This is a genomic window from Mycobacterium sp. NGS22 (assembly GCF_059813095.1).
Window position 1 is genome coordinate 28,531 of sequence record NZ_JCALDY010000009.1, and the last position, 24,095, is coordinate 52,625.

A 24,095-nucleotide genomic window follows, 5' to 3' on the forward strand; every position below is an offset into this window, starting at 1 on the left:
ATGGCCCAGTGACAGATCACGCGTTCACCGCGGCAGAACGCCGCGCCGTGTACCGGGTGATCTCCGAACGACGAGACATGCGCCGCTTCGTACCGGGCGGCGAGGTGCGCGAGGAGGTGCTGACACGTCTGCTGCAAGCGGCACACGCCGCGCCCAGTGTGGGGTTGATGCAGCCGTGGCGGTTCATCCGGATCACCGACACCCGGCTTCGGCACCGGATTCATGCACTCGTCGACGCCGAGCGTGCGCATACCGGGAGTGCGCTGGGGCCGCGGGAAGCCGAGTTTCTGGCGCTCAAGGTCGAAGGCGTCCTGGACTGCGCGGAGTTGCTGGTCGTAGCGCTGTGCGACGGCCGGGACGCGCACGTCTTCGGCCGGCGCACGCTGCCGCAGATGGACCTGGCCTCGGTGTCGTGCGCGATCCAGAACCTGTGGCTGGCGGCCCGGTCCGAAGGTCTGGGCATGGGTTGGGTGTCGCTGTTCGATCCGCGGCGGTTGGCGGCGTTGCTGCAGATGCCCGCCGACGCCGAACCGGTGGCGATCCTGTGCCTGGGGCCGGTGCCGGAGTTCCCGGATCGGCCGGTGCTGGAATTGGACCGCTGGGCCGTGGCGCGACCGTTGCACGAGTTCGTCACGGAGAACCGATGGAGCCCGGCCGCACACGTACGAAGGGTGACCGACCTTGACGAATGACCACGCAGGCGCGGCCGGCAAGAACATTCTGCTGGTGCACTGGCACGACCTGGGGCGCTACCTCGGCGCGTACGGGCACCCCGACGTGTCGAGTCCGCGACTGGACCGCCTGGCCGCCGAGGGCATCCTGTTCACCCGGGCGCACGCCACCGCGCCGCTGTGCTCGCCGTCGCGCGGCTCGCTGTTCACTGGTCGCTATCCACAGAGCAACGGTCTGATCGGTCTGGCGCACCACGGCTGGGAATACCGCAGCGACGTGCGCACCTTGCCCCAGTTGTTGAACGAATCCGGTTGGTACTCTGCGCTTTTCGGTATGCAGCATGAGACGTCCTACCCCAAGCGGCTGGGTTTCGACGAGTTCGACGTGTCCAACTCCTACTGCGAGTACGTGGTGGACAAGGTCGAACGATGGCTGCACGAATGGGTGCGGGACGGCAACTCCGAGGACCCGTCGGCACGGCCGTTCCTGCTCACCGCCGGGTTCTTCGAAACCCACCGGCCCTACCCGCACGACCGGTACCAACCGGCCGACAGCGCCGCCGTCGACCTGCCCGACTACCTACCCGACACTCCCGAGGTGCGCGGCGACCTCGCCGACTTCTACGGGTCCATCAGCACCGCGGACACCGCGGTGGGCACCATCTTGGACACGCTCGCCGAAACCGGCCTGGACGCCAGCACCTGGGTGGTGTTCTTCACCGATCACGGTCCGGCCTTCCCCCGCGCGAAATCCACGCTGTACGACGCCGGAACCGGCATCGCGCTGCTCGTCCGGCCGCCCACCGGGCTGTCGGTGGCGCCGCGGGTCTACGACGAGTTGTTCAGCGGTGTCGACCTGTTGCCGACCTTGTTGGGTCTGCTGGGTGTGACCGTGCCGGACGACGTCGACGGCGTCTCGCATGCCGGCGCCCTGCTGGCGCCCCAGCCGGAAGCGCCGGTGCGCGAGCACCTGTACACCACGAAGACCTACCACGACTCGTTCGACCCGATTCGGGCGATCCGCACCAAGGAATACAGCTACATCGAGAACTACGTCCCGCGGCCACTGCTGGACCTGCCGTGGGACATCGAGCAGAGCCCGTCGGGACTGGCCGTCGCCCCCCTGGTCACGGCACCCCGTCCGGAACGCGAACTCTACGACCTGCGCGCCGATCCCACCGAGAGCAACAACCTGTTGGACGGCACCGGCGCCCGCGACGCGTACACCGACTCCGTCGCGTCGGATCTTGCTGTCCGACTTCATGATTGGCGCCAGCGCACCGGCGACGTGATCCCGTCGGATTTCGCCGGCACCCGCATCTCCGAGCGCTACACCGAAACGTACCTGCGCATCCACCGCACGGTCCCCACCAGCCGATCGGCCATCGCCACCGACCGCGGCATCGAAGACGAGGTCGAGCCGGGGTTAGCCACCTGACCGGCGCGCCGCACCGACCTGCGCCACCAGGAAAACCCGCCGGAACGGGAAGATCGTCGTGCCGTCCGGGCGCGGCGGGTACGCGTCGTCCAGCAGCGGGATGAGTTCGGCGCGGAACTGTTCCCATCCCTCGTCGTCGAGTCGGTCGCGCACCGGCACCAGCGCAGTCCCGGTGATCCATTCCAGCACCGGATGCTCACCGGTCAACTGGTGCAGGTAGGTGGTCTCCCACACGTCGACCCGGCAGCCGGCGTCCATCAGCAGGTCGGCGTAGTGCGACGGCGGCTGCACCACGGCGCCAACCCGAAACGGTATGTCGCGCATGATCTTTGCGTACGGTTCCCGGCGTGCCAGCGCGCGCACCGCGGCATGCGACGGGGTCTCGAAATTGCCCGGGATCTGGACGGCGATCCACGAGCCGGACGCGAGTTGGCCGGTCCACCTGACCAGCAACTCGGAGTGCTCGGGCACCCAGTGCAGCGCGGCGTTGCTGACCACCACGTCGGTGTCCGGCTGGGGCTTCCAGTTACGCAGGTCGGCGGTGTTGGCGTCGATTCCGCGTTCCCGCGCCGCCGCCACCATCTCCGGTGAACTGTCGATCGCCTCGATCACCGCGCTGGGCCAGCGCTTCGCCAGGTAGCGCGTCAGATGTCCGGGACCGCAACCCAGGTCGACCACCCGGCGCGCCCGGTCGGCCCCGACCCGCGACAGCAAGTCGTAGAACGGGCGGCTGCGGTGATCGGCGAAGGCCAGATAGACGTCGGGATCCCACATATCGGTCCTCCTGATCGACACCGTCTTGTGTGTCTTAGACAAACCGTATTACCGGACCGCTCCGCGGTGCGCACCGACGGGGCAGAATTGCGAAATTGACGAGGGGGTCTATTCCTCCTCGATCGCCCAGACCGGCGAGTTACGATCGGCGAGATGTCCGAAACCTCAGAGGTGACCGCCGAAGCGGATCCGATCAGTCCGCCCGTCCCGGTACCCGACGTGCCCGGCGCGGACGCCACCAGCGAGGGATTGCCCGCGACGTCGTCACTGTCGCTGCGCCAGCGGGTGGTCGTGACGGCCTCGGCGGTCGGCGACGTCGCGTTGCGCACGTCGGCGTCGTCGTTGCTCGCCACCACGGTGGCTCCCGCCGTCGTGGCCGCCAACCTGCGCCGGCGCCACGCCGAAAGCGAGCGCGACAGCCTGAAGTTCTACGCCGAACTGGCGGCCGAGCACGATCCGGGTAAGTCGTTCCCGGCGCCGACGCAGCCTCCCACCGACGTGCAGCGCCGGCCCAGCCGACTCGCCGAGCGGGTCGCGTTGGCCACCATCGACAACATCGCCTTCCCCAGCAGCTTCCGCGCCGTCAACCCGGCCATGCGCGAGAGCTGGAGTGCGCTGTCGGCCAACAACATCGTGCACGCCCAGCACTGGCGTCACGACGACGGTCCGCGCCCGACGCTATGCGTGATCCACGGGTTCATGGGCTCGTCGTACGTCTTCAACGGATTGTTCTTCTCTTTGCCGTGGTATTTCCGGTCCGGCTACGACGTCTTGTTGTACACCTTGCCATTTCACGGCAAGCGCGCCGAAAGGTGTTCGCCGTTCAGCGGTTACGGCTATTTCGCGAGCGGGCTGAGCGGGTTCGCCGAGGCGATGGCCCAGGCGGTGCACGACTTTCGCTCGATCGTGGACTACCTGCGCGGCACCGGCGTCGAACGGATCGCGCTGACCGGTCTGTCGCTGGGCGGCTACACATCGGCGCTGGTGGCCTCCGTCGACGACCGGCTCGAGGCCGTCATCCCCAACTGCCCGGTCATCACGCCGGGAGACCTGTTCGCCGAATGGTTCCCGGCCAGTACGCTCGTCGGGCTGGGGTTGCGGCTGACCAGCATCAGCCGCGAAGAGCTGCAGGCCGGCCTGGCCTACCACGGGCCGCTCAACTACCGGCCGCTACTGCCCAAGAATCGTCGGATGATCATCACCGGGCTCGGTGACCGGATGGCGCCGCCGCAACATGCGGTGGCGTTGTGGGAACACTGGGACCGGTGCGCGCTGCACTGGTTCCCGGGCAGCCACGTGCTGCACGTCAGCCAACTGGACTACCTGCGCCGGATGACGCCGTTCCTGCATCAGTTCATGTACGACTGAGCGCGATCACCTGGGTGGCGGCCTCGCTGCTCGGCGCGCGGTGTGCGCCGGGCAGCGAGGTGGGCCACGGCAGCCGGGCGAGCAGCTCGGCGGGTGCCGCGGTGTGCCCGGCGAGGCGACGGGTGGACAGCGGATCCAGCGCCGCCAGCGCCGGACGCTGATTGCCACGTTCCAGCGTCAACCCGGCGGCCGGCGCGGCGCTTCCCGGCGCGTCGTCCGTGCGGAAGGCGCATGCGGCGGCAACCGTGTAAGGCCCGCCGTGGCCGCCGCGCCCGATCTCCAGCGCCGTCCAGGTCTCCCGGGCGGGCTCGGACCGCACCGCGTCAAGGGTCTCGGCCAGTGCCGTGTCCACCGTGATCCGGTATGCCGCAACATGTTCCGACCCGCTCTGCTGGACCGCACGCCAGGTCTCGCGTGCCCCACCCTGGGATGGGGTGGACAGCAGTTCCGGAACATCCTCGGGCACCACAGTGCCGGCCTCCCAGCCGATTTCGCGCAGGTGATCGGCGAGCCGGCGGGCGGCGACCTCCGCGGTCTCGTGCAGCGGGATCCGCGCCGAGCGGGCCTGCAGGGCCGCCAGGTTGTCCACGGCCGACACCGTCAGCCCGATCCAGGTCTCCCGCCGTCCGGATGCGGTGTCCCGGTTGGTGATTCGGACACTGTCGGCGCGGATGCCGTAGCGGTCCAGGTAGCCGGCGATCAGCGGCAACGGCAACACCTCGGACTCCGACGGGCCCGGACCCACCCGCAGCAGCGCCGTGGTGCGGGTCTCGGCGTCCGGTTCGGGGTCCGTCCGGTTACCGCGGCCCAGGATCGCCAGCCGGCGACGCAGGATCGTGGTGACATACAGTCCGCGCCAACGGCCGAACAGCAGGATCAGCGCCACGACGGCGATGCCGATCAGCAGGTGGGCACGGGAGGACTGCCAGGGGTAGGCCATGGCGGCGGGCACGACGGCCAGCAGTGCCAGGGTGATCCGCGCGGCTCCCGGCCACGACGTGGATTCGAGCGACTGGCTCACGGGGTGGGCTCCTTTCGGCGGCGCGTTACCGCCACCGTGGCTGCGGTGACTAGGACGAGCAACGTCAGCACGCCGGCTCCTACCAGCGCGACGTTGCGGGGGGTGGTGTCCGGGGCCGGCGGTGGCGGCGGGACGGCGACCGGTCTGGTGGCCGGGTTCGGCGGCGCGGAGTCGGCCGGCAACTGCCACGTCAGCGCCGCGGCCGCATCCAGGGTGCCGGCTCCGACCATGTTGGACGGGTCCCGCGGGCCGTTCTGCGCGGTGGCGGAGATGCGACGCACCACCTCGGCGGCGGGCAGCGCCGGATACTTGGCGCGTACCAGTGCCGCGACGCCGGAGACGTAACCGGCCGCGTAGCTGGTGCCGCTGAGCGGGATCAGCTGCTGGTGGTCGTCGGGCAGGCCGTTGGCCACACCGCCGCCGTCGGAGTTGCTCACCGAGGCGATGTTCTCCCCCGGTGCGGCGATGCCCACCCACGGACCGGCCATGGTGAATTTCGACGGACGGCCGTCGGGCGCGACCGAGGCCGCCGACAACACGTAGGGCTGCCACCAGGACGGGACGGAGACCGAGGTGACGCCGGCCCAGTTACGCGGGTCGTCGGGTCGACTCAGATCGGTCAGCGGGTTCGAGTCGCACGACGTTCCGCCGGCGACCGAACCGGTGGGGCCGCTGTTTCCGGCGGCGGCCACGATCACCGCGTCCTTCTCCACCGCCGCGTACTTGATCGCCGCGCCCAGCGCGGCCTGGTCCACCGGGCGATCGGCGGGCAGGCAGGTGATCGCGGAAATGTTGATCACCCGGGCACCGCGGTCGGCGGCGTGCACGACCGCCCGGGCCAGCGCCTCGATCTCGGCGGCGGCGCGCGCCAGCGCCGGATCTCCGCCCGGCGTGCGCGGTGAGAACTTGGCCGACGTCACCCGGATGGACAGCAGCCGGGCCGCCGGCGCCACGCCGGAGAACCCGTCGTCACCGGGCTGGCCGGCGACGATACCGGCCACCAGGGTGCCGTGCCCGTCGCAGTCGGTCAGGCCGTCGGTGGACTCCACGAAGTCACCACCGGCATCGACGTTGTTCAGCCGCGGACCGGGCCGTACACCGGTGTCGATGATGGCCACCAGCTGGCCTTCACCGCGCGAGAACTGCCATGCCGCAGGCAGATTCAGCGATGTCTGGCTCGGGGTCGGCAGCCCCGCGTCGGTGCCCGGGATCACCCCGGAGACGCTGCACTGGCCGCGCTGCTCCATGGGCAGCACGGGTCCCGGGGAGCCGGTGGGCGGTTGCGCGGCGGCGTCGACCACCGGCGGGCCGACCGCCAGGGCCGGCGGAGCCGCCAGCCCCGCCTGCACAGCCACCAGAGCGGCTGCCAGACAGGCTGATCCCGCACGCATCATCGATTGAGCACCCAGGCGAACAATCCCACCAGGAACGCCATCACCGGGATCAGGGAGGCATCCAGCCCGGCCGCGAGGAAGCCCAGCAGCCGGCGCAGCGGCAGCGAGTAGCTGTCCGGCGAGGCGACGGCCGGGTTCAGCGCCACCACGACCCACACCAGCACCAGCACGACGAGCACCGCAACCGCGCCCAGGGCAGCGACGTAACGGCCGGTCGCGGTGTAGTGCACCAGCAGCGTGCCGGCCACCAGGAACGGCTGGGCGAGCAGCCAGGCTTTGCAGGCGGCGGAGTCCCACACCCGCGCGCGCAGCGTAGCCGCCAGCGACGTCGCGCCGACCACGTACCAACCCGCCACGCTCAACGTCTCCGGACGCAGCGCGATGGCCACCGAGCCGGCGACACTGAGCAGCACGGCCGCGGCGATGAACCCGTTCTGGTGGGCGTCGCCGATCCGCACCCGCCGCGGCAGATCCTCGAGCACCCGCGACGACGGCGGCGCCGGCGTCGGGTCTCCGGGTGCCGGGATGACGGGCAGCGGGAACCGGGCCCACAGCGCCGAGAGTTGGGCCGCCTGGATGGTGATCAGCAGCGCCGCGACAATCAGCCCGCAGCCGATCGTGAGCAGCGGTGGCTGCCAGAGCAATTCGGCGCCGGCGGCCAGTGCCACCGCGAGCCCCACCACGGCCGTGGTGGTGAACAGTGCCACGGCGCGCTCGCGCTCCGCGCTGGGCACGATCAGGGCGACCAGCGACCAGGCGGCGACGCCCGCCGCGGCCAGCAACACCTGTGCGGCGCCGAAGCTGCCGGGCACCGCCAGCGCCAGCGCACCGGCGATCGGTACCAGAGCGGTGATCGACAGCGCGATCCCGGTGCGCGGGGAACGCGCCGTGATCAGCAGCCCGGTGATCGCGACGAGCGCGGCGATCGCACTGACCGCGACCAGGCCGCCGAGTGCTCCGGTCGCGACGCGATGGGTGACGGCCAGGCCGGTCGCCACCAGGGTCACACCGATCACCGCGGCCAGCGCACCGCGCTGGATGTGCCTGGTGCCCCACGGATTGCGCCGCGAGGTGGAGAAGATCATGGCCGCGTCGGCGATGTCCTCGACGATGCCCGGCGCGGCCGGACCGGCGGGCACCGGCTGCAACGCCAGCAGGTCACCGTCCACCACGCCGACGGTGTCCAGGCTGGCGTCCAGGCTGAACGGCGCCCCGCCAACAGGTGCCAGGCTCAGGTGGGTGGCCGCGCCCGCGTCACCGGCCTCGCCGGCGTCATTGGTGGCCGGAACCACCAAACGCTGTACCGCGGGCAGGATTTCGCGCAGCGGCAGCTCGGCGGGCAAGGCCATCTCCGTCAACCGACTGTCCGCGAGGATTGCGACGCGGACGATCGGCATGACGGTGCCGGCCGTCACCGGACCTCGGTTCGTGGGTGCCGTTGCTGCAACATCGTGCTCTCCGTTTTCTCTTGATGTGTGTTACGTGGTCTGTGCCGAGAAGTCTCGGGACAGCCGGTGTCCGGGGAACCAGTCCCCGTCCGGCAAATAGGAAGTCAGTTGTTCGATCGCGACGGCGGTCGCGAACGGGGTTCCGGGTGCGAACGTCGAGACCCATTCGCCGTCGAACGCGCGGGACGGGCTGACCAGGACCCGTCCCGCCGCGGTGTCGACGATGCTCATGCCCACCTCGGTGGTGGTGTGCCGGCCGTCCCGGTTGCAGCCCGCGACGACCTCCACGTAGCTGCGCTGCCCGGAGAAGACCGACTCGACCACCGGCCGCGCCGAAGCCGGAATGCCCAGGTACTCGAGGACTTCGGCGAGCGGCGCGCCCGAACGCAGTCGCTCGTCGGCCCGGGCACCCACCCGGGTCGGCATGCTGAACTCGTCGAACCGGGCGGGTGGTCGCTGCGACAGTCCGACGCCCAGAACGGGAACCAGCGCCCGCGGGTCGTCGATGTCCATCGCCGTGAAAGTCACCAGCTGGGCGCTGCGCAGCGCCACCACGGTCCGGCCGGCGCGCTGCGCGACGATGCCGCGCAGCATGTCGCTGCTGCCGTCGGGACGGGTGGGTCCCAGGTAACGCAGGTCGAGCCAACGGTCCGGGAAACACACCACTTTGATCCAGTCGGCGACCCGCGGGTTGACGACATCCCCGGTCATCAACCCCATCCGGGTCAGCTCGTCGGCCTGCCGGTCGAAGAACGCGGTTCGCTGCGCGGCGTCACGATACGGCGTCGTGATGGCCAGCACCCACGGAAAGCTGCCCGCTTCAACAGTTTCCGCGATGAACCACGCCTGGTCGACCGTCAGCTCGACGGCATTGGGCATTGCGTCCAAGGTCGGCGCTAGCCGCCCCACTTGGCGGCTTCGGCACCGTCGCGGGCCAGCATCGCCATGGTGTTGGCCTCGTGGGTGCTGGCCATCGACTGATAGGCCCGCACCAGGTCCTCCATGGCCTGGTTCCACTGCACCTGCCAGGCCTGATACGTCAGCCCGGTGTCACCCTGCCAGGCGTTCTGCAACGCGGCCTGCTCGGCGGAGATGTCGGCCCCCAAACCCGTCATGGTGCCGGCATAACCCGCCATGTCCCCGGCATGAGCGAGCATCGCCGGGTAGTTGTACATGATCTGCGACATCAGAAAACCCTTTCTCGTCTGAGCCGGCTCAGAAACCGGTGTAGGTCGACGCGGCCGCGGCATCGGCGGCCACATAGGTACCGGCCGCCTCGCCCAGGTTGGCCTGGGCGATGTCGAGCAACGTGTTCACCCGTGCCGCGACCTCCACGAACCGGGCGTGCGCAGCCTGAAACGCCGCCGCGGACTCCCCCTGGTGAAACGCCTGCGCCGACATCGCGGCCTGCTCCGCCTGACCGATCGTGTGCCGCATCAACCCCGCCTTGGCGCCGAACGCCGACTGCGAGGACACCAACTGCGGAATATGAGCATCCAACAAACTCATGACTCTCCCTTTCCCTTTCCCTGACTCCGAATCCCTCTAACGACCCGCACGCGGTAGTTCGTCTCGCTGACTTTCCGGCCCCCCTTCCTCCCCGGCCTGTTCCCAGGTGCCCGGCATCATGGGAACCTTTGGGCCACCGCCGAATTCGTCGCCGGCCAGTGCCGTCAGCCCGGCGGCCTGCAGCAGTGTCTCCCTGGGTATCGTGCCCGCGAAGCCGAACCTGCCGGCGCCGCTCCGGGAAGCCTGCGCGTCGTCGTCCCAGATGGGGTCGACGGCCGAATCCAGGTCCAGGAACTCGTCGCCGTGCTGGTGCTGAGGCGCGCGCCGGCGTCGCTTGGCCCGAGCCGCCGCGCCGCTGGCCGCCGCCGCCCCGGCCGCGGGAATGGTGGCTGCCGGCGCCTTGGCCGCGGCGCGGCCGCCCACCGTCGGACCCAGGCCCGGTCCCCAGCCGTCGGGCCCGGCAACCACGTACGGGAAAGCCGTCGCCGCCGGGGCCGCGGTCGCCGTGACCGTACCGGCGGGCGCAGCGGCCGCGGGTGCCGGCGCCGGCGTGCCGGCCGGGCTTGCGACGGTCGGGGCGAGCCCGGCCACGCCGACGCTGTGCGGCGCGGTGCCGGCGATCGGGACGGGCGCCTGTTCGGCCGGGATCTCGGGGATCACGTCGACCCGGATCAGGTTCAGCAGCCCCAGGCTGCCCAACCCGACGGCGGCCAACGTCGGCAGCCACGCCGGCGACGTCGCCACCATGCCCCAGAAGGTCCAGCCGACGGGCTGGAAGAACGCCTGATATCCCAGCGCGAACAGCAGCGGCCACCAGGTGACCAGTGCGGCTTGCGGGTTCGTGGCGAAGTCGATGATCATCTGCTGGATCGCCGGCAGCGGATTGGACAGGAAGTCCCACAGCAGTGGGCCGTCGGGCAGCAGTAGCACGTAGTCGCGCAGGAGATTGACGATGATCTGCAGGATGTCGAACTGCGAACCCGAGTCGGCGGCCGCGGCCTCCGCAGCGGGGCTGACGATCGCCGGTGCCGCGGTGGCACGCGGCGCAGTGGCCAACGCCGCGCCCGTCGCCGCCTGGTAAAGACCCATCGTGGCCGCGGCCTGCAACCACATCCGCAGGTAGTCGGCCTCGTTGAGGGCGATCGGAATGGTGTTGACACCGAAGAAGTTCGTGGCCACCAGCACGCCGTGCGCGATGTGGTTGGCGGCCAGTTCCGCCAGCGTGGGCATCGCCGCGAGCGCGGTGGTGTAGGCCGAAGCCGCGATCTCGTGCTGCGCCGCCGTTCCCGCGGCGTCGGCGCCGGCCTGGTGCAGCCACGCGATGTAGGGCTGATGTGCGGCCACATACCGTTCGGCGGTCGCGCCCTGCCAGGCGCCCGCTTGAACTGCCGCCACGAGACCACTGAGTTCGGCTGCCGTCGCGGCATATTCGGCGCTGAGCGCGTTCCAGGCCCCGGCCGCCGCGAACAGCGACGCCGGTCCAGGACCACTACTGAGCAACGCCGAATGCACCTCAGGCGGCGAGGCGATCCAGACCGGCCCCATGGGGGAGCTCATATTCAGCCGCCCGCGATCCCGTACGTCGCAGCGGCCGCCGCGTCACCGGCGAGGTAACTGGCGCCGGCCGTGCCGACACCGACGCCGGCACGACCCAGCTCTTCGACACCCTGGGCCGCCACCGCGGCGTGCTCCTGCCCCTGCGCACTGAACCCGGCGGCGGTCTGCAACGACACCGGGTCCGCCGCCGGCGGCACCACCGCGGTGATCAACGGCGCCGCGGCGGCGTGCGCGGCGGCCAGACGCGCCGTCAGCGCCTCCACCGCGGCGCTGGCGCCGGCCAATCCTTCAGGAACCACTCGCAGCGTCATGACTGACTTCCCTTCTGTTGCGTCTCACCGGATATCGCCGCCGCACCGACGAGCGGGTTGACCAGTTGCACGTAGGTCGGGTAATCGCTGTCGGTGAGCAATATGGCCCGCCCCGCCGGTAGCCGACTGAACCGCTGGCCCCGGATCTTGCCGCTGTCCTGCGGGTTTCCGGCCAGCATCAATGTCGTCGCCTGCAGGTCGTTGAACCTGCGCAGCAACGGGTTGGTCATCAACGCGTGCGACGACCCGGACGCCCGGCCGGTCACGATCACCCGCAGTCCCAGGTCGGCGGCCTGCCCGAGCAGCCCGATCAGCGGGGTCCAGGGCCGCTGTCCGAGGTAAGGGCCGGAGGTCGCGGCGGAGTCCGGGATCTGGTCGACGTCGTCGATGATCAAGTAGTGGGTGTGGCCCTGGAATGTCCAGCGCGACAACTCGGCCGGTGACAGACCGGCCGGTGGCCGGCGTGCCTCGATGAGGTTGGCCAGCCCGATCATCGCCGGGGTGATCCGGTCGATGTTGGCGGTGTACTCGTTGTCGGCGAACAGCGGTTCGTCGACGAGGTGCAACCGGCGGTCCAGCACGGTGAAGGCCACCTGGTCGGAAGTCGAGTTCTCCCGGACGGTGCGGATGATGTGGCGCAGCAGGGTGGTCTTGCCCGACTTGCTGTCGCCGAACACCATCAACAGCGGATTCTCGGCGAAGTCGTGCACCACCGGCGCGAGGTCCTCTTCGCGCTGGCCGATCACCACCTGCTCCGGTCCCCGGTACAGCGCACCCACCGCTGCCGGCGCGAGGTCGGTGGGCAGCAACCGCACCGGCGGCGCCGACTGGCCCGGGTAACGGGCGTTGATCGCCGGGATCTGCTCCAACTCCGGTTCGGCGAACAGGAAATGCTGGGCGGCCATGGTCAACCCGCGACCCGGCAGGTCGTGCGGGACGGCGTCGGCCGGACGGCTCAGTGCCCCGGTCACCCGCACGTTGCTGTCCCGCGCGTCGTGCAGCTTGAGCTCCAGGCGCAGACCAAGCCCGTCGCGCATCGCCAGCGGCACCTCCAGCCAGCTGGGCGTGGTGATGACCACGTGGATGCCGTAGGCCAGGCCGACGTTGACCAGTTCGGTCACCTTGGCCAGCAACGGGTTTCGAGTGTTGAACTGGTCGACGTTGTCGCGGCCGAAACCGTACAGGTTGTCGATGACGAGGAAGACCTCGCCGAACCCGTCGTCCTTGTCCAGGCGGTGGCCGTGTCCGTTCGCGGGACGGTCCCGGAACGCCTCGCGCTGCTGACGGGACAGCAGCAGCTGCTCCAGCTCGCCGAAGGTGCGGCGGATGCGTTCGGGTTCGAGCGCCGAGGCGACACTGCCGACATGGGCCAGGCCTTCCAACGCGCGTAGCTGACCGCCGCCGTAGTCCAGGCAGTAGAAGGTGACGTCGCGCGGCGAGTGCAGGCTGGCAGCCGACATGATGAATGTCTGCAGCGCAGTGGATTTGCCGGACTTGGGGCCGCCGTGGATCACCACGTTGCCGGCCGACGACGTCGCGTCGAACACCAGCGGGTCGCGGCGCATCTCGAAGGGCTTGTCCACCTCGCCGAGCGGCCAGCGCCACTGCCGGGCCGGCACGCCGGCCCGCGCCAGCACCGAGGTCAGCGGGATCGGCTCGTCCAGCGGCGGCAGCCACAGCTGCGGCGCCTTGGGCCCGTATGCGGCCAGTTGCTCGCCGATGGTCGCGATCAGCTTGCGCGGCGGACCGATCGGTTCGTCGTCCTCGGCTCCGGTGATCACGGTGCCCGGATCGGGTTCCACCGGGCCGGCGGTGAACAGCTTGGGCTCCGGAACCGACTGCACCACCAGGGTTTTCGCGGCCTGCGGCGGCTCGTAGATGCCGTCGACGTAGGTGGAGCGGAACTTGATCGGGGTGGCACCCGGCGCGGGCACCAGGAACCCGATGCCCTTGTGCTCCTTGCCCGACTCGATGTGGTAGGCGTCCTCCACTCCGATGATCTGGCGCGACACACTGGGACTGGCCACCTTCAGACCGATCCGGTAGGAGGTGTTCTTGTCGATGTCCTTGATCTTGCCGACGTCCAGTGTCTGCGACGCAAACAGGATGTGGATGCGGAACGAGCGCCCCTTGCGGGCCACGTAGTCGAACAACTCCGCGTATTCCGGGTGGTCGGCCAGCATCAGGGTGAACTCGTCGGCGACCACGAAAAGCGTTGGGATGGGCGGCAGGTCATGCCCGCCGGCCTGGGCGGCTTCGTACTCGGTCACCGAGTTGAACGCGCTGCCCTGCACCCGGCGGCCCGCCTCGCGCAGCAGCATCTCGCGCCTGGCCACCTCGCCGCGCAGCGTGTCGGCGAACCGGTCGGCCAACGACTTCTTCTCGGCCATGTTGGAGATGACCGCGACCACCTGCGGGAAGTTGCGGAAGCTGTCGGCCCCGGCCTCACCCTTGAAGTCGGCGTAGATGACGATCAGCCGGTCGGCGGAGTGAGTGGTCAACAGCGACAACAGAATCGACATCAACGTCTGCGACTTGCCCGAACCGGTCATACCGATCATCAGGCCGTGCGGACCCATCCCGCCCTCGGCCTCGTCCTTGAGGTCGAACATCAGCGGCTCGCCCGTGGCGGTGACGCCGATCGGCACCCGCAACTCGTCGTCGCGGCGTCGCGGCGCGAACAGGGCGGGAACGTCCAGCCGGGACGCATCCGAAATGCCCAGCAGGGTGGTGAAATTCGCGCCGCGCGTGGCCGCCGAGCGCAGCCCGGTATGCGTCGGGTTGGAGTCCCACCGGGACAGCCGACGGGCCAGGTGTGCCGCGTCGTCGGCGCCGAACAGGTCGGCGGCGTCGATATAGGGCTGCCAGCCGCCGGTCTGCCACCGGTCGATGCTGCCGTGGGCGACCCGAAGGATCGGCTTCTCCGGGTCCGAGTACTGCTCGCGGTTTGGCGGCGTGGCCGAGATGTGCAGCACCGTGACGCCGGCCCGACCGGCCGACAGCGGCGAACCGGTCAGGTCGTAGTCGGGATCGTCGACAACAATCAGCAAGTGCCGCAACGCATCCACCGGCTGCCCGGTGAACGCGGGGCGCTCGTCGAGGGCAGGCTCCAACAGGTCGATCAGCTCGTCGGGATCGGTGGTGAGGTAGCGGGCCGGACCGACACCGTCGACCTGGCCGGGAATGTCGACGTGCGGCAACCACTTCAGCCACGACCAGTCGTCGGTCTCCAGATCGCGGGAGGCCAGCGCCACACCGAGCACCGTCGGGTCATGCCAGGTCACCGCCTGGGCGATCCAGGCACGTACCGCCCCGCGGACGTCTGCGCTGTCGCCCAGCACGCTGATTCGGGAGACCTTGCTCAGGTCGATGCCGGCCGGTACGTCCGGCACGGTGCGCTGGGTGTCCAGCAGGCTGCGTAATGCGCTGTGCGACACCGGTTCCAGGTCGACCTCGTCGGCGGTGTCGTTGACCCGCAGCGCCGTGGTCAACGGCGCGGAATGCCGACCGGCGCGTAGCACCAGGAAGTCGGGGTCGTGCGGGTCGCGCTCCCACTGCCGACGGGATCCGGGCACCGCGGCCAGTGCTTCGGGCTCGGGGTGCGACCACTGCGCGGCGGCGCGCTGCTCGGCGGCCTGGGCGCGGATGTTGTCCCGGACCACCGACAGGTACCGCAGATAGTCGGCCCGCTCGGCGTCGACTTCTTCGGTGCGCATCTTGTTGCTGTCGCCGCGGTAGAGCGCGGTCGCGGCAAGCAGCAGCACGAACGGGAAGAACAGCGTCTGCGGCGAGATCAACCGCATGCCGGTGGCGAACAACGCGACGATCATGCCGACGATCAGGATCCCGATCAGGTACGGCATCGCCCGCCGGAACAGCGACGGCGGGATCACCCGCGGCAGCTCCGGCGGCGCCTCGATGGTGATGGTTCCCTTGCGGGCACTCGGCGGCGTCAACCGCCGGCGCGCCTCGAAGATCAGTCTGCTCATCGGGGCTCCCCTTCGGCGGCTACCGGATGGCCCGGTCGGCTGTCCGGCGGCAAACCGTCATGCGCCAGCAGCGCATCGGCGCGCGACAGCGTCGGGCCAGTTGCGAACAAGGACAGGACCGACCACGGGATGGCCAGCGGCGGCGACTTGAGGCCAAGCGCCTCAACCGTTTTGCCGTTGACCCCGGACCGGTCGGACTCGGTGTCGATGCCGTACCGGACACCGGTGTCGGATACCCAGAACAGTGAACCGGTGGCCGGCGCCGCCGGACCCCCGCCCGCGGTCTGGGTGAAGTATCCGGTGCCGGGGGTGAGCGCGACTTTCGCCCCGCCGCCGACCAGTTCGACGGTCCGCACACCCTCTGTGACCGGCAGCGCCGAACCCGAGAGCAACGTCAGCGAGCTGGTGGCAGCGCCGTTCGGCTTGCTCCAGAACGCGCAGGCGACGGGGCTGCTGGCGGCGTCGACGACGGTGACCGGTTGGGCGGGGTAGCGCGAGGTGTCCAGCAGCCGCGACACCGGCAGCTTGGCGACCTCGTCGGCACCCAGCCGCGGCGGTTGTTGCAGGCCATGGGAATTGGTGTTGCGCAAGACCGAGGCCAGCACCGGTGAGATCGACTGCAGACCGTCGGGCAGCACGGCGTAGAACGTGTCCGAGCCGGCCTTGTCCAGCGAGTAGGCCACCACGACCCCGCCGATCGGCGCGGGGAGCGCGAAGCCGGCCGGAGCACCCGCGTTGGGGATGGGTGGTGCGGTCAGCGGCGCCGATTCCGGTATGGCGTTGAACAATCCGGCGGCTATGGGTCGCGGTGCGGGCACCTCGGTGCCCAAGCCCAGCGCGTTGGTGACCGCGCGGTCGGCCAGGTCGATCCGGCTGCGCTTGCCGTCCCACAGCAGCCAGGTTCCGTTCCCTCCCGAAGAGGCTGCGTCCACCAGCAGAGCCTGGGTCGAGCCGATCGCGGCTGCGCGGGTGCCGTCGCTGTACGGCTTGCCCGCAATGACGGTCACGCCGGTGCTGCGCGCGCCGCGGCCAGGCTGCCCGGTGACGGCGTCACACACCGTCCAGGCGGCGTCGCGGGCGCTGCTCTGCACCATGCGTTCCGGGGCACCCGGGATGCCGACCAGGTTGCCGCGCGGAAAGCGGTCCAGCTCAGCGCTTTTCACCGTGGTGGGGTTGACCGGCTGACCGGCGATCAGGCGGGCGGAGGTCAGGTTCAGCACCGGATGCAGCTGGTCGCCGACCCGCACATAGAGCGCGGCGGTGGACCGGTCGGCCAGGACCGCGTTGTTGCCGACCTGCCCGTTGGGCCGGATCAGCGAAAACACAAAGCAGCCAAGCAATCCGGTGATCAGCAGCAGCACACCCATCAGCACGGCCCGGGACTGGGTCCGCAGCGGGTCGACCAGCATCCTGGTGTCGTGCAACGCGATTCCCGAGGCGATGCGGCGCATCACGAACCGCCAGCCGGTCACCTGGTGGCGGGTGACGAAGCCACGACGGTACTCGACCTTGTCGGGGTTGTCGTTGACCGGAGTCCGGGACGCGAACGAACGGCGGTCGTCACCCCATTCGTTGTCGGAGTCGTTCTTGCTCATGCCGGCACCGACAGCCCGAGGCCACGCAGCAGCGGGGCCACCGTATTGCCGACGTCTTGAGCGGTGATTGTCATCAAGTCCTCGTCGGTGAACTCACCCGTGCCGGCTTGTTCGGAATGATCGAGCCGGAACTCACGCTCTTCTTCCGAACGCTCGACCACGTTTCGTACGAAACGGCCGTTGCCGGCGATGTCCAGGTTGCGCCGGTCGATCCCGTTGCTGTCCGGCGACGACGTCTCGGCCAGGTGAGTGAAGAGCCGCTGCATGTCGTCGAGTGCCGCCTGTTCGAACATGCTGTCGCGTTGCTGCGCCATGAGATTTGCGATCTCGGTCAACTCCGACGGCTGGTACGACGGGAAGTCGATGCTGCGGGTGAACCGGGACCGTAGACCCTCGTTGGTGTCCAGGAACTTGTCGAGGTCGGCGCGGTATCCGGCGATGATGACCACCAGCCGGTCGCGGTCGTTCTCCATGCGCGCCAATAGCGTGTCGATGGCCACCAGACCGAAGTCGTTCTTGGCTCCGGTGGCCACCAGGGCATACGCCTCGTCGAGGAACAGCACCCCGTCCAGCGCGCTGTCGATGATCGCGTTGGTCTTGGCCTCGGTCTCACCGATGTGCTGGCCGATCAGGTCGGCGCGGTGCACCTCGCGGATGTTCTCCCGCTTCAGCAGTCCCAGGCCGCAATAGATCTTCGCCACCACCCGGGCGATGGTGGTCTTACCCGTCCCGGGCGGGCCGGCGAACACCAGGTGGTGGGTGCGCTGGGCGACGGTGAGTCCGCGTTGCTGGCGCAGTACGGCCATGGCGACCGAACTCTTGAGCCGGGCAACCTGATTCTTCACCTCGTTCAGGCCGATGAACTCGTTGAGCGCCACCTCCGCTTCGGCCAGCAACGCGGCCTTACGTTCCCGTGCGCCCGGGTCCACGAAGTCGGCGTCGCTGGGTTCGGTGTCGCGGCTCCACGGGTCGGTCCGCGCTTCGATGCGGGCCGCGGTGGTGGTGACCATTCCGAAGCTGGGGTCGGACAGCGCCTGCTCGATCTCTTCGTTCTCCGGGTTGGCCGCGTAGAGCTCGTGCAGCACGTCGCTGGCGGCTTCTTCGTCGACGTGCGCCCGCAGCGCGAGAGCTTTGGCCAGCGCGCCGTCGACCGCCGCCACGGCGATCGGACCCTCGGGCTCCTCGAGGTAGGACAGCGCGGGAGCGAACATCCCCAGCCGGGCCAGCGAGGTACCCAGGGCGATCTTCACCGCGTGCGCGAACGCCGCGTCGAGGTCGGTGTCGTTGACGATCGGGGTGAGCAGCTTGACGACGTCCGACCAGCGTTCGGCCCGATAGTTGATGACCACCGCGATCCAGCGCGCCTCACGCGACTGGGGGCGGCGCTCGGCGATGCGGCTGACGATGTCGTATGCCTGGGCAAACTCCCCGTCGGATGCCAGGGTGGCCGCGTAGGCGAGGTGGAAGTCGTCGGGACTGGTGGCACGGAACTGCAGATACAGGCCAGTGTCGTAGCGGAACCCGAGGGCACCGCGGGCCAGCTCGACCTGCCGCTGCAACACTCCGGCCGTCGCCGCGGTGCGCGAAACCTGTTCCAGCACACGCTTGGACGTGTCGCCGGAAGCGGCCAGGCCGGTCCACGCGTCGCACTGGTCGTGGGCGATCCGGGTGAGCGCGCTGAATCCCGATCGCGCCGCGCTCAGATCCGCCGGGCGCTGCCGTTCGTAGACCGCGATGCCCAGGGCGCGGCAGCACGTGGCGAATCTGCTGACCACGTCCTCGTCGACCCTGCCGTCGGTCCGGGATGCGCGGGGCTGAGCCCCAATCATGCCGATATCACCGCGTTCACGCCCCGCCTTCTTTTGGAAGAAAAGATCACCGCTGGCCGACTCCGCCTGCGGTTAGCCTCACGAAGTTAGCATTCCCTAAGCTAACTGTCGAGGCGGTCGATCGCGTGCGCTTCGCCACATCAATTCCCGTCTTGGCACGTCTGACCAGCATTTCTTGCGCTGGCCGCACTGAGCGGCCGCCCAGGTACACAGCTTACTGAATATGATTTTCATTAACAACGGCGGGGGTCGTTGCCCGCGCCGGGGGCCGGCTACGGCTTGGCGGCGCTGACCAGACTGTTGCGGGCGAACATCGGCGCGGCCTCGGACTCCGGCCCGGGTACCGGCCGGCCCACCTCACGCAGGTAGTCGTTCAGTGGCGTGCCGACGGCCGTCCACCCGTGCTGACCGAACCACTCGGCGGCGGGGGCGCACTGTTCGTTGTAGACCAACTGGAAGAAGGGACGCTGGTTGGCTTCCGGGTCGGCGCGCTCCTCTTCGACCTTGGCTTCGTATTCGTCCTGGGGCAGCGGAGCGCCGTCCTCGACGGCGACGTGACTGCCGAGGGCGGCCAGCGCGTCGATGCCGGTGAACAGCGCCTCCTGAGCAGCGGCCGGAAGATAGATCAGCAGTCCCTCGGCGATCCAGGCCGAGAACTGGGTGGGGTCAAATCCGTTGTCCTGCAACGCTTGTGACCAGTCGTCGCGCAGATCGACGGCGATCTCCCGGCGCTCGGCGCGGGGTTGCACACCGTGCTCGGCGAGCACCTCGCGCTTGAAGTCGAGCACCTGCGGCTGGTCCAGCTCGAAGATCGTCGTCCCGTCCGGCCAGGGCAGCCGGTAGGCCCGGGAGTCCAGTCCGGCCGCCAGGATGACGACCTGTCGGGCGCCGGCGGCGGCGGCGCGCTGGAAGTACGCGTCGAAATATCTGGTGCGACCGCCCTGGAAGTCGACGAAGTGCCGGCCGAAGTCTTCGCTGAGCAACTCGTGGTCGGGCGCCTGACCGTCCAGGACCTCAGCCCAGGAACCGCCGACGGCGCGGCAGAACAATTCCGCGTACGGGTCGACGGCCAGCGGGTCGGGCTTCTGCGCCTCCAGCGCCCGCGCGGTGGCCACGAACAGCGCCGTCGACCCGACGCTCGTGGTGATGTCCCAGCTGTCACCTTCGCTTCGCACCCGCCCGACCTTACGCGTGCCCGCCGAAGTTCAGCCGCGATCCGCATCCCAGCTGCCGGGCAGCATCGGCACCCGTGGACCGCCGCCGAATTCGTCGCCGGCCAGGGCCGTCAGCCCGGCCGCCGCACCGGCTGCTTCGCGGTGCACGGTGCCGGTGAAGCCCAGGTTTGCGGCGCCGCGATCCGAAGCACCGACCCATTCGGTTTCCGGCGGTGCGCCCCAGTCCGGGTTGACATCGACATTCATGTCGGCGAACTCGTCGCCGTGCTCGTGCAGCGCCGAACGCCGCCGTCGGCGTTGGCGAGCCTGCTCGCGTGCGGCGGCGGCCGCGGCGACCGCGGCGGCGTCGGGCTCGGAAGCCTTCCTGCTGGCGCTGGCGCCGGCGCTCATCCCCGAACCGAAGCCGATGCCGGGTCCCCCACCGACCAGGAAGGGAAAACCCGGGCCGGCGGCTGCGGCGGGCGCCGGGGGCGGCGGTCCGGCGCTGGTGACCGAGCTGGCCACGGTCGAGGTCGTCGGCGCCGGGGCCACGGGTGCGGCCGAGGCGACGACGGACGGGGCGGCGGTCCCGACAGCGGGCAGCACGGGTCCCGCGCCAACCGGTGCGAGCGCGACCGGGATCGCGGCGGGCTGGATGGCGCCCAGACCGGCCAGGCCGGCGAAACCGGAGACCGCACCCAGATTGGCCACGGCGCCGCCCATCGCGGCGGCGAACAACTGCGGGGACTGCAGCAGCGGGGCAAGTTGGGCCAGGTGGGTCGGCCAGTCGAATTCGGCCAGCTGAACCACGTACTCGATGGCGCCGGCGGGGTCGGTGAACAGCTCCTGGACGAACGTTTCGAACTGCTGCCCGAACTCCAACGACCGCGCTACCCACCAGATGGGCTGCGTGGCGTCGGTGATGTCGTGCATGTGGATCCCGTTGAGGGTCTCTTCCAGGGGATTCCAGTCGATTTGCCCGTTGGTCAGGGCGCGCAGCAGGTCGGCGACGAGGTAGTCCAGTTGGGTCGGGTCGCCATGGTCGTGACCCTCGTGGCCGTCCTCACCCTCGTGCTCGTCGTCGTGGTCGTGGTCGTCGTCGGCGTGGACGATCTCCGGTGCGGCGGTGGTCTGCGGCGTCGACGCGACCGCGGCGGTGGCCACCGCGTCGTAGGACGCCATCGTGGTGGCCGCCTGGACCCACATCCGCGCGTAGTCGGCCTCGTTCAGCGCGATCGGGATGGTGTTGATTCCGAAGAAGTTGGTCGCGACCAGGATCCCGTGGACCGCGTGGTTGGTTGCCAACTCGACCAGCGTCGGCATCCCGGCCAGTGCGGTGGTGTAAGCGGCGGCCGCGGTCTCGTGCTGGGCAGCGGCGTTGGCACTGTGGGCGCTGGCTTGTGTCAGCCAAGCCAGGTACGGCACGTGCGCCGCGACGTATTGCACGGCGGTCGGCCCCGCCCAGGCCCCGCCCTGCACCGCACCCAGCAGCGCCATCAGTTCGTCGGCAACCTCGGTGTATTCGGTGCTCAGCGCCGACCATGCCGTGGCGGCCGACAGCAGCGGGCCCGGTCCGGGTCCACTGCTGAGCAACGCCGAGTGCACCTCCGGCGGCGACGCGAGCCAGACCGGCATCTCAGCCGGACCGGTTGATGAATATGATTTTCATTATCAGCCATTCGACACCATGGCAGGATCGAGCGCAAGTCCTGTACGGGAAGTGTCGGCGGCCGAATTCGGCTTGGGTTCGGACGACGTCCGTGCGGTGCTAGACGAGCGGGAGACCGGCCTGGATCCGCCGGTCGAGGTCCCACAGCAACACGTTGAACGGGAACTGCCGGACGAACCGCGGCATCAGGCCGTTGCTGATCTTTATCAACGCCATCAACTGGTCGAACAGGAGTTGCCGGCCGGCGTCCCATGGGAACTGCATCTCGTCGCGGAACTGTTGCGGCAGAAAACCCGTGGTGATCAGCAGGGCGATGTTCTCCGGGATCGCACGCAGCAGGCCCGGCATGGGCAGCCGTTTGATGCGCGCGACGGCGATCGGGTACAGATAGGCGCGCACCGCGTCGTCGATGTGCACCTTGCCCAGCGACTCCTGCCAGTACTCGTCGAAGGCCGCACGGTCGGCCGGCCACATCTCCGGCGGCACCTGCAAGGTGGTGCCCAATGTCATCGACTCTTGGTAGTGACGGTCGGCGTCCTCGTCGCTGAGCTCTCCGACGAACGTGCGGTAGACGTCGACACCGCCCTTGTAGAGGCAAGCGGCCACCCACAGCTGCAACGCGGGATCGAAGGCGTTGTACGACACGGGGCTCTCGGGAGTGGAGCGGACCTGGGCGTGGGCCCGATTCACCGCGCGCCGGTAGGCCGCCTTCTGGCTGTCACTTCCGGCCGTGGCAACAGCCAGGTAGGTGAAGGTGGTGCGCGCCCGCTTGATCGGATGCAGGTCGATGCGCCCGCTCTCGACGCGGCTCTCCATCACGCCGTAGCCGACCCCCGGCCGGGCCAATTGCATGATCACGTTGGCAGGCCCGGCCAGCAGCGCCACTCCCATCATGCCGTCGTCGATACCCGACCGTCGCTTGCCGGACGTTCGGACCGTCCGGGCCGGATCCGACACGGCCCGCTCGACATGTCGACGCCGCTGCGGAGCCGCCTCATGAATCGCCATTTGACGGCCCTTTCGCACATTTTTTGTCCGCAAATTGTAAAAACATGTGTTCTCAGATATTTGTCCGCTCTTGCACATGTGTCAAGATGTGTCCCATGGCTCCGGACAGTGAGGGTGCCCGCGCGCGGCCGTACCGCGGCATCGACGCCGCGGTGCGCTCAGCTGAGCGGCGGCGAAAGCTGCTGGCGGCGGGTCTGGACCTGCTGGGCGCCGAGCAGCAGGATCTGTCCACGGTGACCGTTCGCAGCATCTGCCGAGAGGCCGGGGTGGCCACCCGCTATTTCTATGAGAACTTCACCGAGAAAGACGAGTTCATCGGCGCTGTTTTCGACTGGATCATCGCCGATCTGGCGGGAAAGACGCAGGCCGCGGTGATGGCGGCCCCGCCGCATGAGCAGTCCCGCGCCGGGATGGCCAATATCGTCAACACCATCGCCGACGACGCGCGTGTCGGCCGCTTGGTGTTCAGCAACCAACTCGCGGACCCCGTGGTGATCCGCAAACGCGCCGAGTCCACCGCCCTGTTCGCCCTGCTGTCCGGCCAGTACGCGGCCAGCGCACTGCAGATAGCAGCAAACGAGCGCCTCAAGATGGGTGCGCACTTCGCGGTGGGCGGCGTCGGACAGGCCATCAGTGCCTGGTTGGCCAGCGACATCCGGCTCGAGCCCGATCAACTCGTCGACCAATTGACGCTGCTGGTCAGCGAGCTCACCAACCCGGGCCTGTACGGCCTGATCGGGAAGGCCGGAGTCGCCACCTAAGGCGCAGCCGCTACCGGCGGTCGCCGGTCGGCCGCCGTCCTGGGCACCGCCGGGGTGTCGGCATCGGTGAATTCCCGCACCCAGCAGGCGAACTCCAACATGATCCCGTCGGGGTCCTGAAAGTAGAACGAGCGCACGTACACGCCGGGGTGCACCTTGGCGGCGACCTGCATCGGGCTTTCGTCGTGGTTGAGCACCGGACCCACCCGTACGCCCTTGTCCTTCAGCCGCTGCCGGTAGGCGTCGAACTTCTCGGCCGGCACGTGGAACGCGAGATGGTTCATGGTGCTCACCGCGCTGGTGATGTCACCCAGGCCCGGCAGCGCGCCCGGCGAACTCAGCCCCGGCACCCGGTCGGCGGCCTCGGCGAACCAGAAGAACGCCACGCAGTCGCCGTTGCCCGCGTCGAAGAAGAAGTGCTGCCCCGCGCCACCGGGCAGGTCGAGCGACTTGATCAGCGGCATGCCCAGGACGTTGCTGTAGAAGTCCACGGTGCGGGCCATGTCCGAGCACACCAGCGCGACGTGGTTGATCCCGCCGAGTTCGAACTCGGTGTTGACGTTGTGCGGCTTGATCATCGTGCGCCTCCCTACCTATGA

The 24,095-nt window shown here is 69.3% G+C and carries 20 protein-coding genes; 4 read left to right on the forward strand and 16 right to left on the reverse strand.

The window, feature by feature from the left end; genetic code table 11:
• The first annotated feature begins 8 nt into the window (after positions 1-8).
• Together bluB and AC5Y47_RS10740 are read left to right on the forward strand one after the other, a co-directional pair.
• Positions 9-692 (forward strand): 5,6-dimethylbenzimidazole synthase, encoded by a 684-nt coding sequence (gene bluB, locus AC5Y47_RS10735; RefSeq protein ID WP_499943951.1) that lies wholly within the window; start codon positions 9-11, stop codon positions 690-692.
• Complete coding sequence (locus AC5Y47_RS10740; protein ID WP_499943952.1) at positions 682-2,109, forward strand: sulfatase family protein; 1,428 nt, start codon at positions 682-684, stop codon at positions 2,107-2,109. The genes bluB and AC5Y47_RS10740 overlap by 11 nt, the downstream gene beginning before the upstream one ends.
• Here AC5Y47_RS10740 and AC5Y47_RS10745 read toward each other — a convergent pair.
• On the reverse strand, positions 2,098-2,883 hold the full coding sequence (locus AC5Y47_RS10745; RefSeq protein ID WP_499943954.1) for a trans-aconitate 2-methyltransferase: 786 nt from the start codon (positions 2,881-2,883) through the stop codon (positions 2,098-2,100). The genes AC5Y47_RS10740 and AC5Y47_RS10745 overlap by 12 nt on opposite strands.
• Positions 2,884-3,036: 153 nt before the next feature.
• Between AC5Y47_RS10745 and AC5Y47_RS10750 the strand changes: the two genes are divergently transcribed.
• Positions 3,037-4,251, forward strand: coding sequence for an alpha/beta hydrolase family protein (locus tag AC5Y47_RS10750; RefSeq protein WP_499943955.1), 1,215 nt, complete (start codon positions 3,037-3,039; stop codon positions 4,249-4,251).
• Here the strand turns inward: AC5Y47_RS10750 and eccE are convergent.
• The 14 genes from eccE to AC5Y47_RS10820 all read right to left on the reverse strand — a co-directional run bounded on the left by eccE (position 4,238) and on the right by AC5Y47_RS10820 (position 22,735).
• Positions 4,238-5,272 (reverse strand): type VII secretion protein EccE, encoded by a 1,035-nt coding sequence (eccE, locus tag AC5Y47_RS10755; protein WP_499943956.1) that lies wholly within the window; start codon positions 5,270-5,272, stop codon positions 4,238-4,240. The genes AC5Y47_RS10750 and eccE overlap by 14 nt on opposite strands.
• Positions 5,269-6,666: a type VII secretion-associated serine protease mycosin gene (gene mycP / locus AC5Y47_RS10760; protein WP_499943957.1), complete on the reverse strand. Its 1,398-nt coding sequence runs from the start codon at positions 6,664-6,666 to the stop codon at positions 5,269-5,271. The genes eccE and mycP overlap by 4 nt, the downstream gene beginning before the upstream one ends.
• The gene (eccD, locus tag AC5Y47_RS10765) at positions 6,663-8,063 is read right to left on the reverse strand and encodes a type VII secretion integral membrane protein EccD (protein ID WP_499944087.1); all 1,401 of its coding nucleotides are present in this window, start codon (positions 8,061-8,063) and stop codon (positions 6,663-6,665) included. Before eccD ends, mycP begins: the two co-directional genes overlap by 4 nt.
• A gap of 81 nt (positions 8,064-8,144) precedes the next feature.
• Positions 8,145-9,002 (reverse strand): ESX secretion-associated protein EspG, encoded by an 858-nt coding sequence (locus AC5Y47_RS10770; RefSeq protein WP_499944088.1) that lies wholly within the window; start codon positions 9,000-9,002, stop codon positions 8,145-8,147.
• Between the two features lie 8 nt (positions 9,003-9,010).
• Positions 9,011-9,301, reverse strand: a complete 291-nt coding sequence (locus tag AC5Y47_RS10775) for a WXG100 family type VII secretion target (RefSeq protein WP_499943958.1) — start codon at positions 9,299-9,301, stop codon at positions 9,011-9,013.
• A gap of 28 nt (positions 9,302-9,329) precedes the next feature.
• A complete protein-coding gene (esxG, locus tag AC5Y47_RS10780) occupies positions 9,330-9,623 on the reverse strand; it encodes a type VII secretion system protein EsxG (protein WP_499943959.1) in 294 nt (97 codons plus the stop codon).
• A gap of 36 nt (positions 9,624-9,659) precedes the next feature.
• Complete coding sequence (locus AC5Y47_RS10785; RefSeq protein ID WP_499943960.1) at positions 9,660-11,180, reverse strand: PPE family protein; 1,521 nt, start codon at positions 11,178-11,180, stop codon at positions 9,660-9,662.
• A 2-nt stretch (positions 11,181-11,182) separates the two neighbouring features.
• Positions 11,183-11,491: a PE family protein gene (locus AC5Y47_RS10790; protein ID WP_499943961.1), complete on the reverse strand. Its 309-nt coding sequence runs from the start codon at positions 11,489-11,491 to the stop codon at positions 11,183-11,185.
• The gene (gene eccCa / locus AC5Y47_RS10795) at positions 11,488-15,480 is read right to left on the reverse strand and encodes a type VII secretion protein EccCa (protein WP_499943962.1); all 3,993 of its coding nucleotides are present in this window, start codon (positions 15,478-15,480) and stop codon (positions 11,488-11,490) included. The genes AC5Y47_RS10790 and eccCa overlap by 4 nt, the downstream gene beginning before the upstream one ends.
• The gene (gene eccB, locus AC5Y47_RS10800; protein ID WP_499943963.1) at positions 15,477-17,075 is read right to left on the reverse strand and encodes a type VII secretion protein EccB; all 1,599 of its coding nucleotides are present in this window, start codon (positions 17,073-17,075) and stop codon (positions 15,477-15,479) included. The genes eccCa and eccB overlap by 4 nt, the downstream gene beginning before the upstream one ends.
• The gene (gene eccA, locus AC5Y47_RS10805) at positions 17,072-18,904 is read right to left on the reverse strand and encodes a type VII secretion AAA-ATPase EccA (protein WP_499943964.1); all 1,833 of its coding nucleotides are present in this window, start codon (positions 18,902-18,904) and stop codon (positions 17,072-17,074) included. Before eccA ends, eccB begins: the two co-directional genes overlap by 4 nt.
• A gap of 272 nt (positions 18,905-19,176) precedes the next feature.
• Positions 19,177-20,079 (reverse strand): class I SAM-dependent methyltransferase, encoded by a 903-nt coding sequence (locus tag AC5Y47_RS10810; protein WP_499943965.1) that lies wholly within the window; start codon positions 20,077-20,079, stop codon positions 19,177-19,179.
• 30 nt (positions 20,080-20,109) lie between these two features.
• Entirely contained in the window at positions 20,110-21,693 is a 1,584-nt protein-coding gene (locus AC5Y47_RS10815) for a PPE family protein (RefSeq protein ID WP_499943966.1), read from the reverse strand.
• A gap of 133 nt (positions 21,694-21,826) precedes the next feature.
• A complete protein-coding gene (locus AC5Y47_RS10820; RefSeq protein WP_499943967.1) occupies positions 21,827-22,735 on the reverse strand; it encodes an oxygenase MpaB family protein in 909 nt (302 codons plus the stop codon).
• Positions 22,736-22,830: 95 nt separating this feature from the next.
• Here AC5Y47_RS10820 and AC5Y47_RS10825 point away from each other — a divergent pair, with 95 nt between their 5' ends.
• Complete coding sequence (locus tag AC5Y47_RS10825) at positions 22,831-23,496, forward strand: TetR/AcrR family transcriptional regulator (RefSeq protein WP_499943968.1); 666 nt, start codon at positions 22,831-22,833, stop codon at positions 23,494-23,496.
• Here AC5Y47_RS10825 and AC5Y47_RS10830 read toward each other — a convergent pair.
• On the reverse strand, positions 23,493-24,074 hold the full coding sequence (locus tag AC5Y47_RS10830) for a VOC family protein (RefSeq protein WP_499943969.1): 582 nt from the start codon (positions 24,072-24,074) through the stop codon (positions 23,493-23,495). The two genes, AC5Y47_RS10825 and AC5Y47_RS10830, sit on opposite strands and share 4 nt — an antisense overlap.
• Between the last annotated feature and the right edge of the window lie 21 nt (positions 24,075-24,095).

Bases quoted from the DNA above. Each gene is read 5' to 3' on its own strand.
- AC5Y47_RS10745 (WP_499943954.1), bottom strand. From the start codon at position 2,883: ATGTGGGATCCCGACGTCTATCTGGCCTTCGCCGATCACCGCAGCCGC.
- AC5Y47_RS10750 (WP_499943955.1), top strand. From the start codon at position 3,037: ATGTCCGAAACCTCAGAGGTGACCGCCGAAGCGGATCCGATCAGTCCG.
- mycP (WP_499943957.1), bottom strand. From the start codon at position 6,666: ATGATGCGTGCGGGATCAGCCTGTCTGGCAGCCGCTCTGGTGGCTGTG.
- eccD (WP_499944087.1), bottom strand. From the start codon at position 8,063: ATGCCGATCGTCCGCGTCGCAATCCTCGCGGACAGTCGGTTGACGGAG.
- AC5Y47_RS10775 (WP_499943958.1), bottom strand. From the start codon at position 9,301: ATGTCGCAGATCATGTACAACTACCCGGCGATGCTCGCTCATGCCGGG.
- esxG (WP_499943959.1), bottom strand. From the start codon at position 9,623: ATGAGTTTGTTGGATGCTCATATTCCGCAGTTGGTGTCCTCGCAGTCG.
- AC5Y47_RS10785 (WP_499943960.1), bottom strand. From the start codon at position 11,180: ATGAGCTCCCCCATGGGGCCGGTCTGGATCGCCTCGCCGCCTGAGGTG.
- AC5Y47_RS10790 (WP_499943961.1), bottom strand. From the start codon at position 11,491: ATGACGCTGCGAGTGGTTCCTGAAGGATTGGCCGGCGCCAGCGCCGCG.
- eccCa (WP_499943962.1), bottom strand. From the start codon at position 15,480: ATGAGCAGACTGATCTTCGAGGCGCGCCGGCGGTTGACGCCGCCGAGT.
- eccB (WP_499943963.1), bottom strand. From the start codon at position 17,075: ATGAGCAAGAACGACTCCGACAACGAATGGGGTGACGACCGCCGTTCG.
- eccA (WP_499943964.1), bottom strand. From the start codon at position 18,904: ATGATTGGGGCTCAGCCCCGCGCATCCCGGACCGACGGCAGGGTCGAC.
- AC5Y47_RS10815 (WP_499943966.1), bottom strand. From the start codon at position 21,693: ATGCCGGTCTGGCTCGCGTCGCCGCCGGAGGTGCACTCGGCGTTGCTC.
- AC5Y47_RS10820 (WP_499943967.1), bottom strand. From the start codon at position 22,735: ATGGCGATTCATGAGGCGGCTCCGCAGCGGCGTCGACATGTCGAGCGG.
- AC5Y47_RS10825 (WP_499943968.1), top strand. From the start codon at position 22,831: ATGGCTCCGGACAGTGAGGGTGCCCGCGCGCGGCCGTACCGCGGCATC.
- AC5Y47_RS10830 (WP_499943969.1), bottom strand. From the start codon at position 24,074: ATGATCAAGCCGCACAACGTCAACACCGAGTTCGAACTCGGCGGGATC.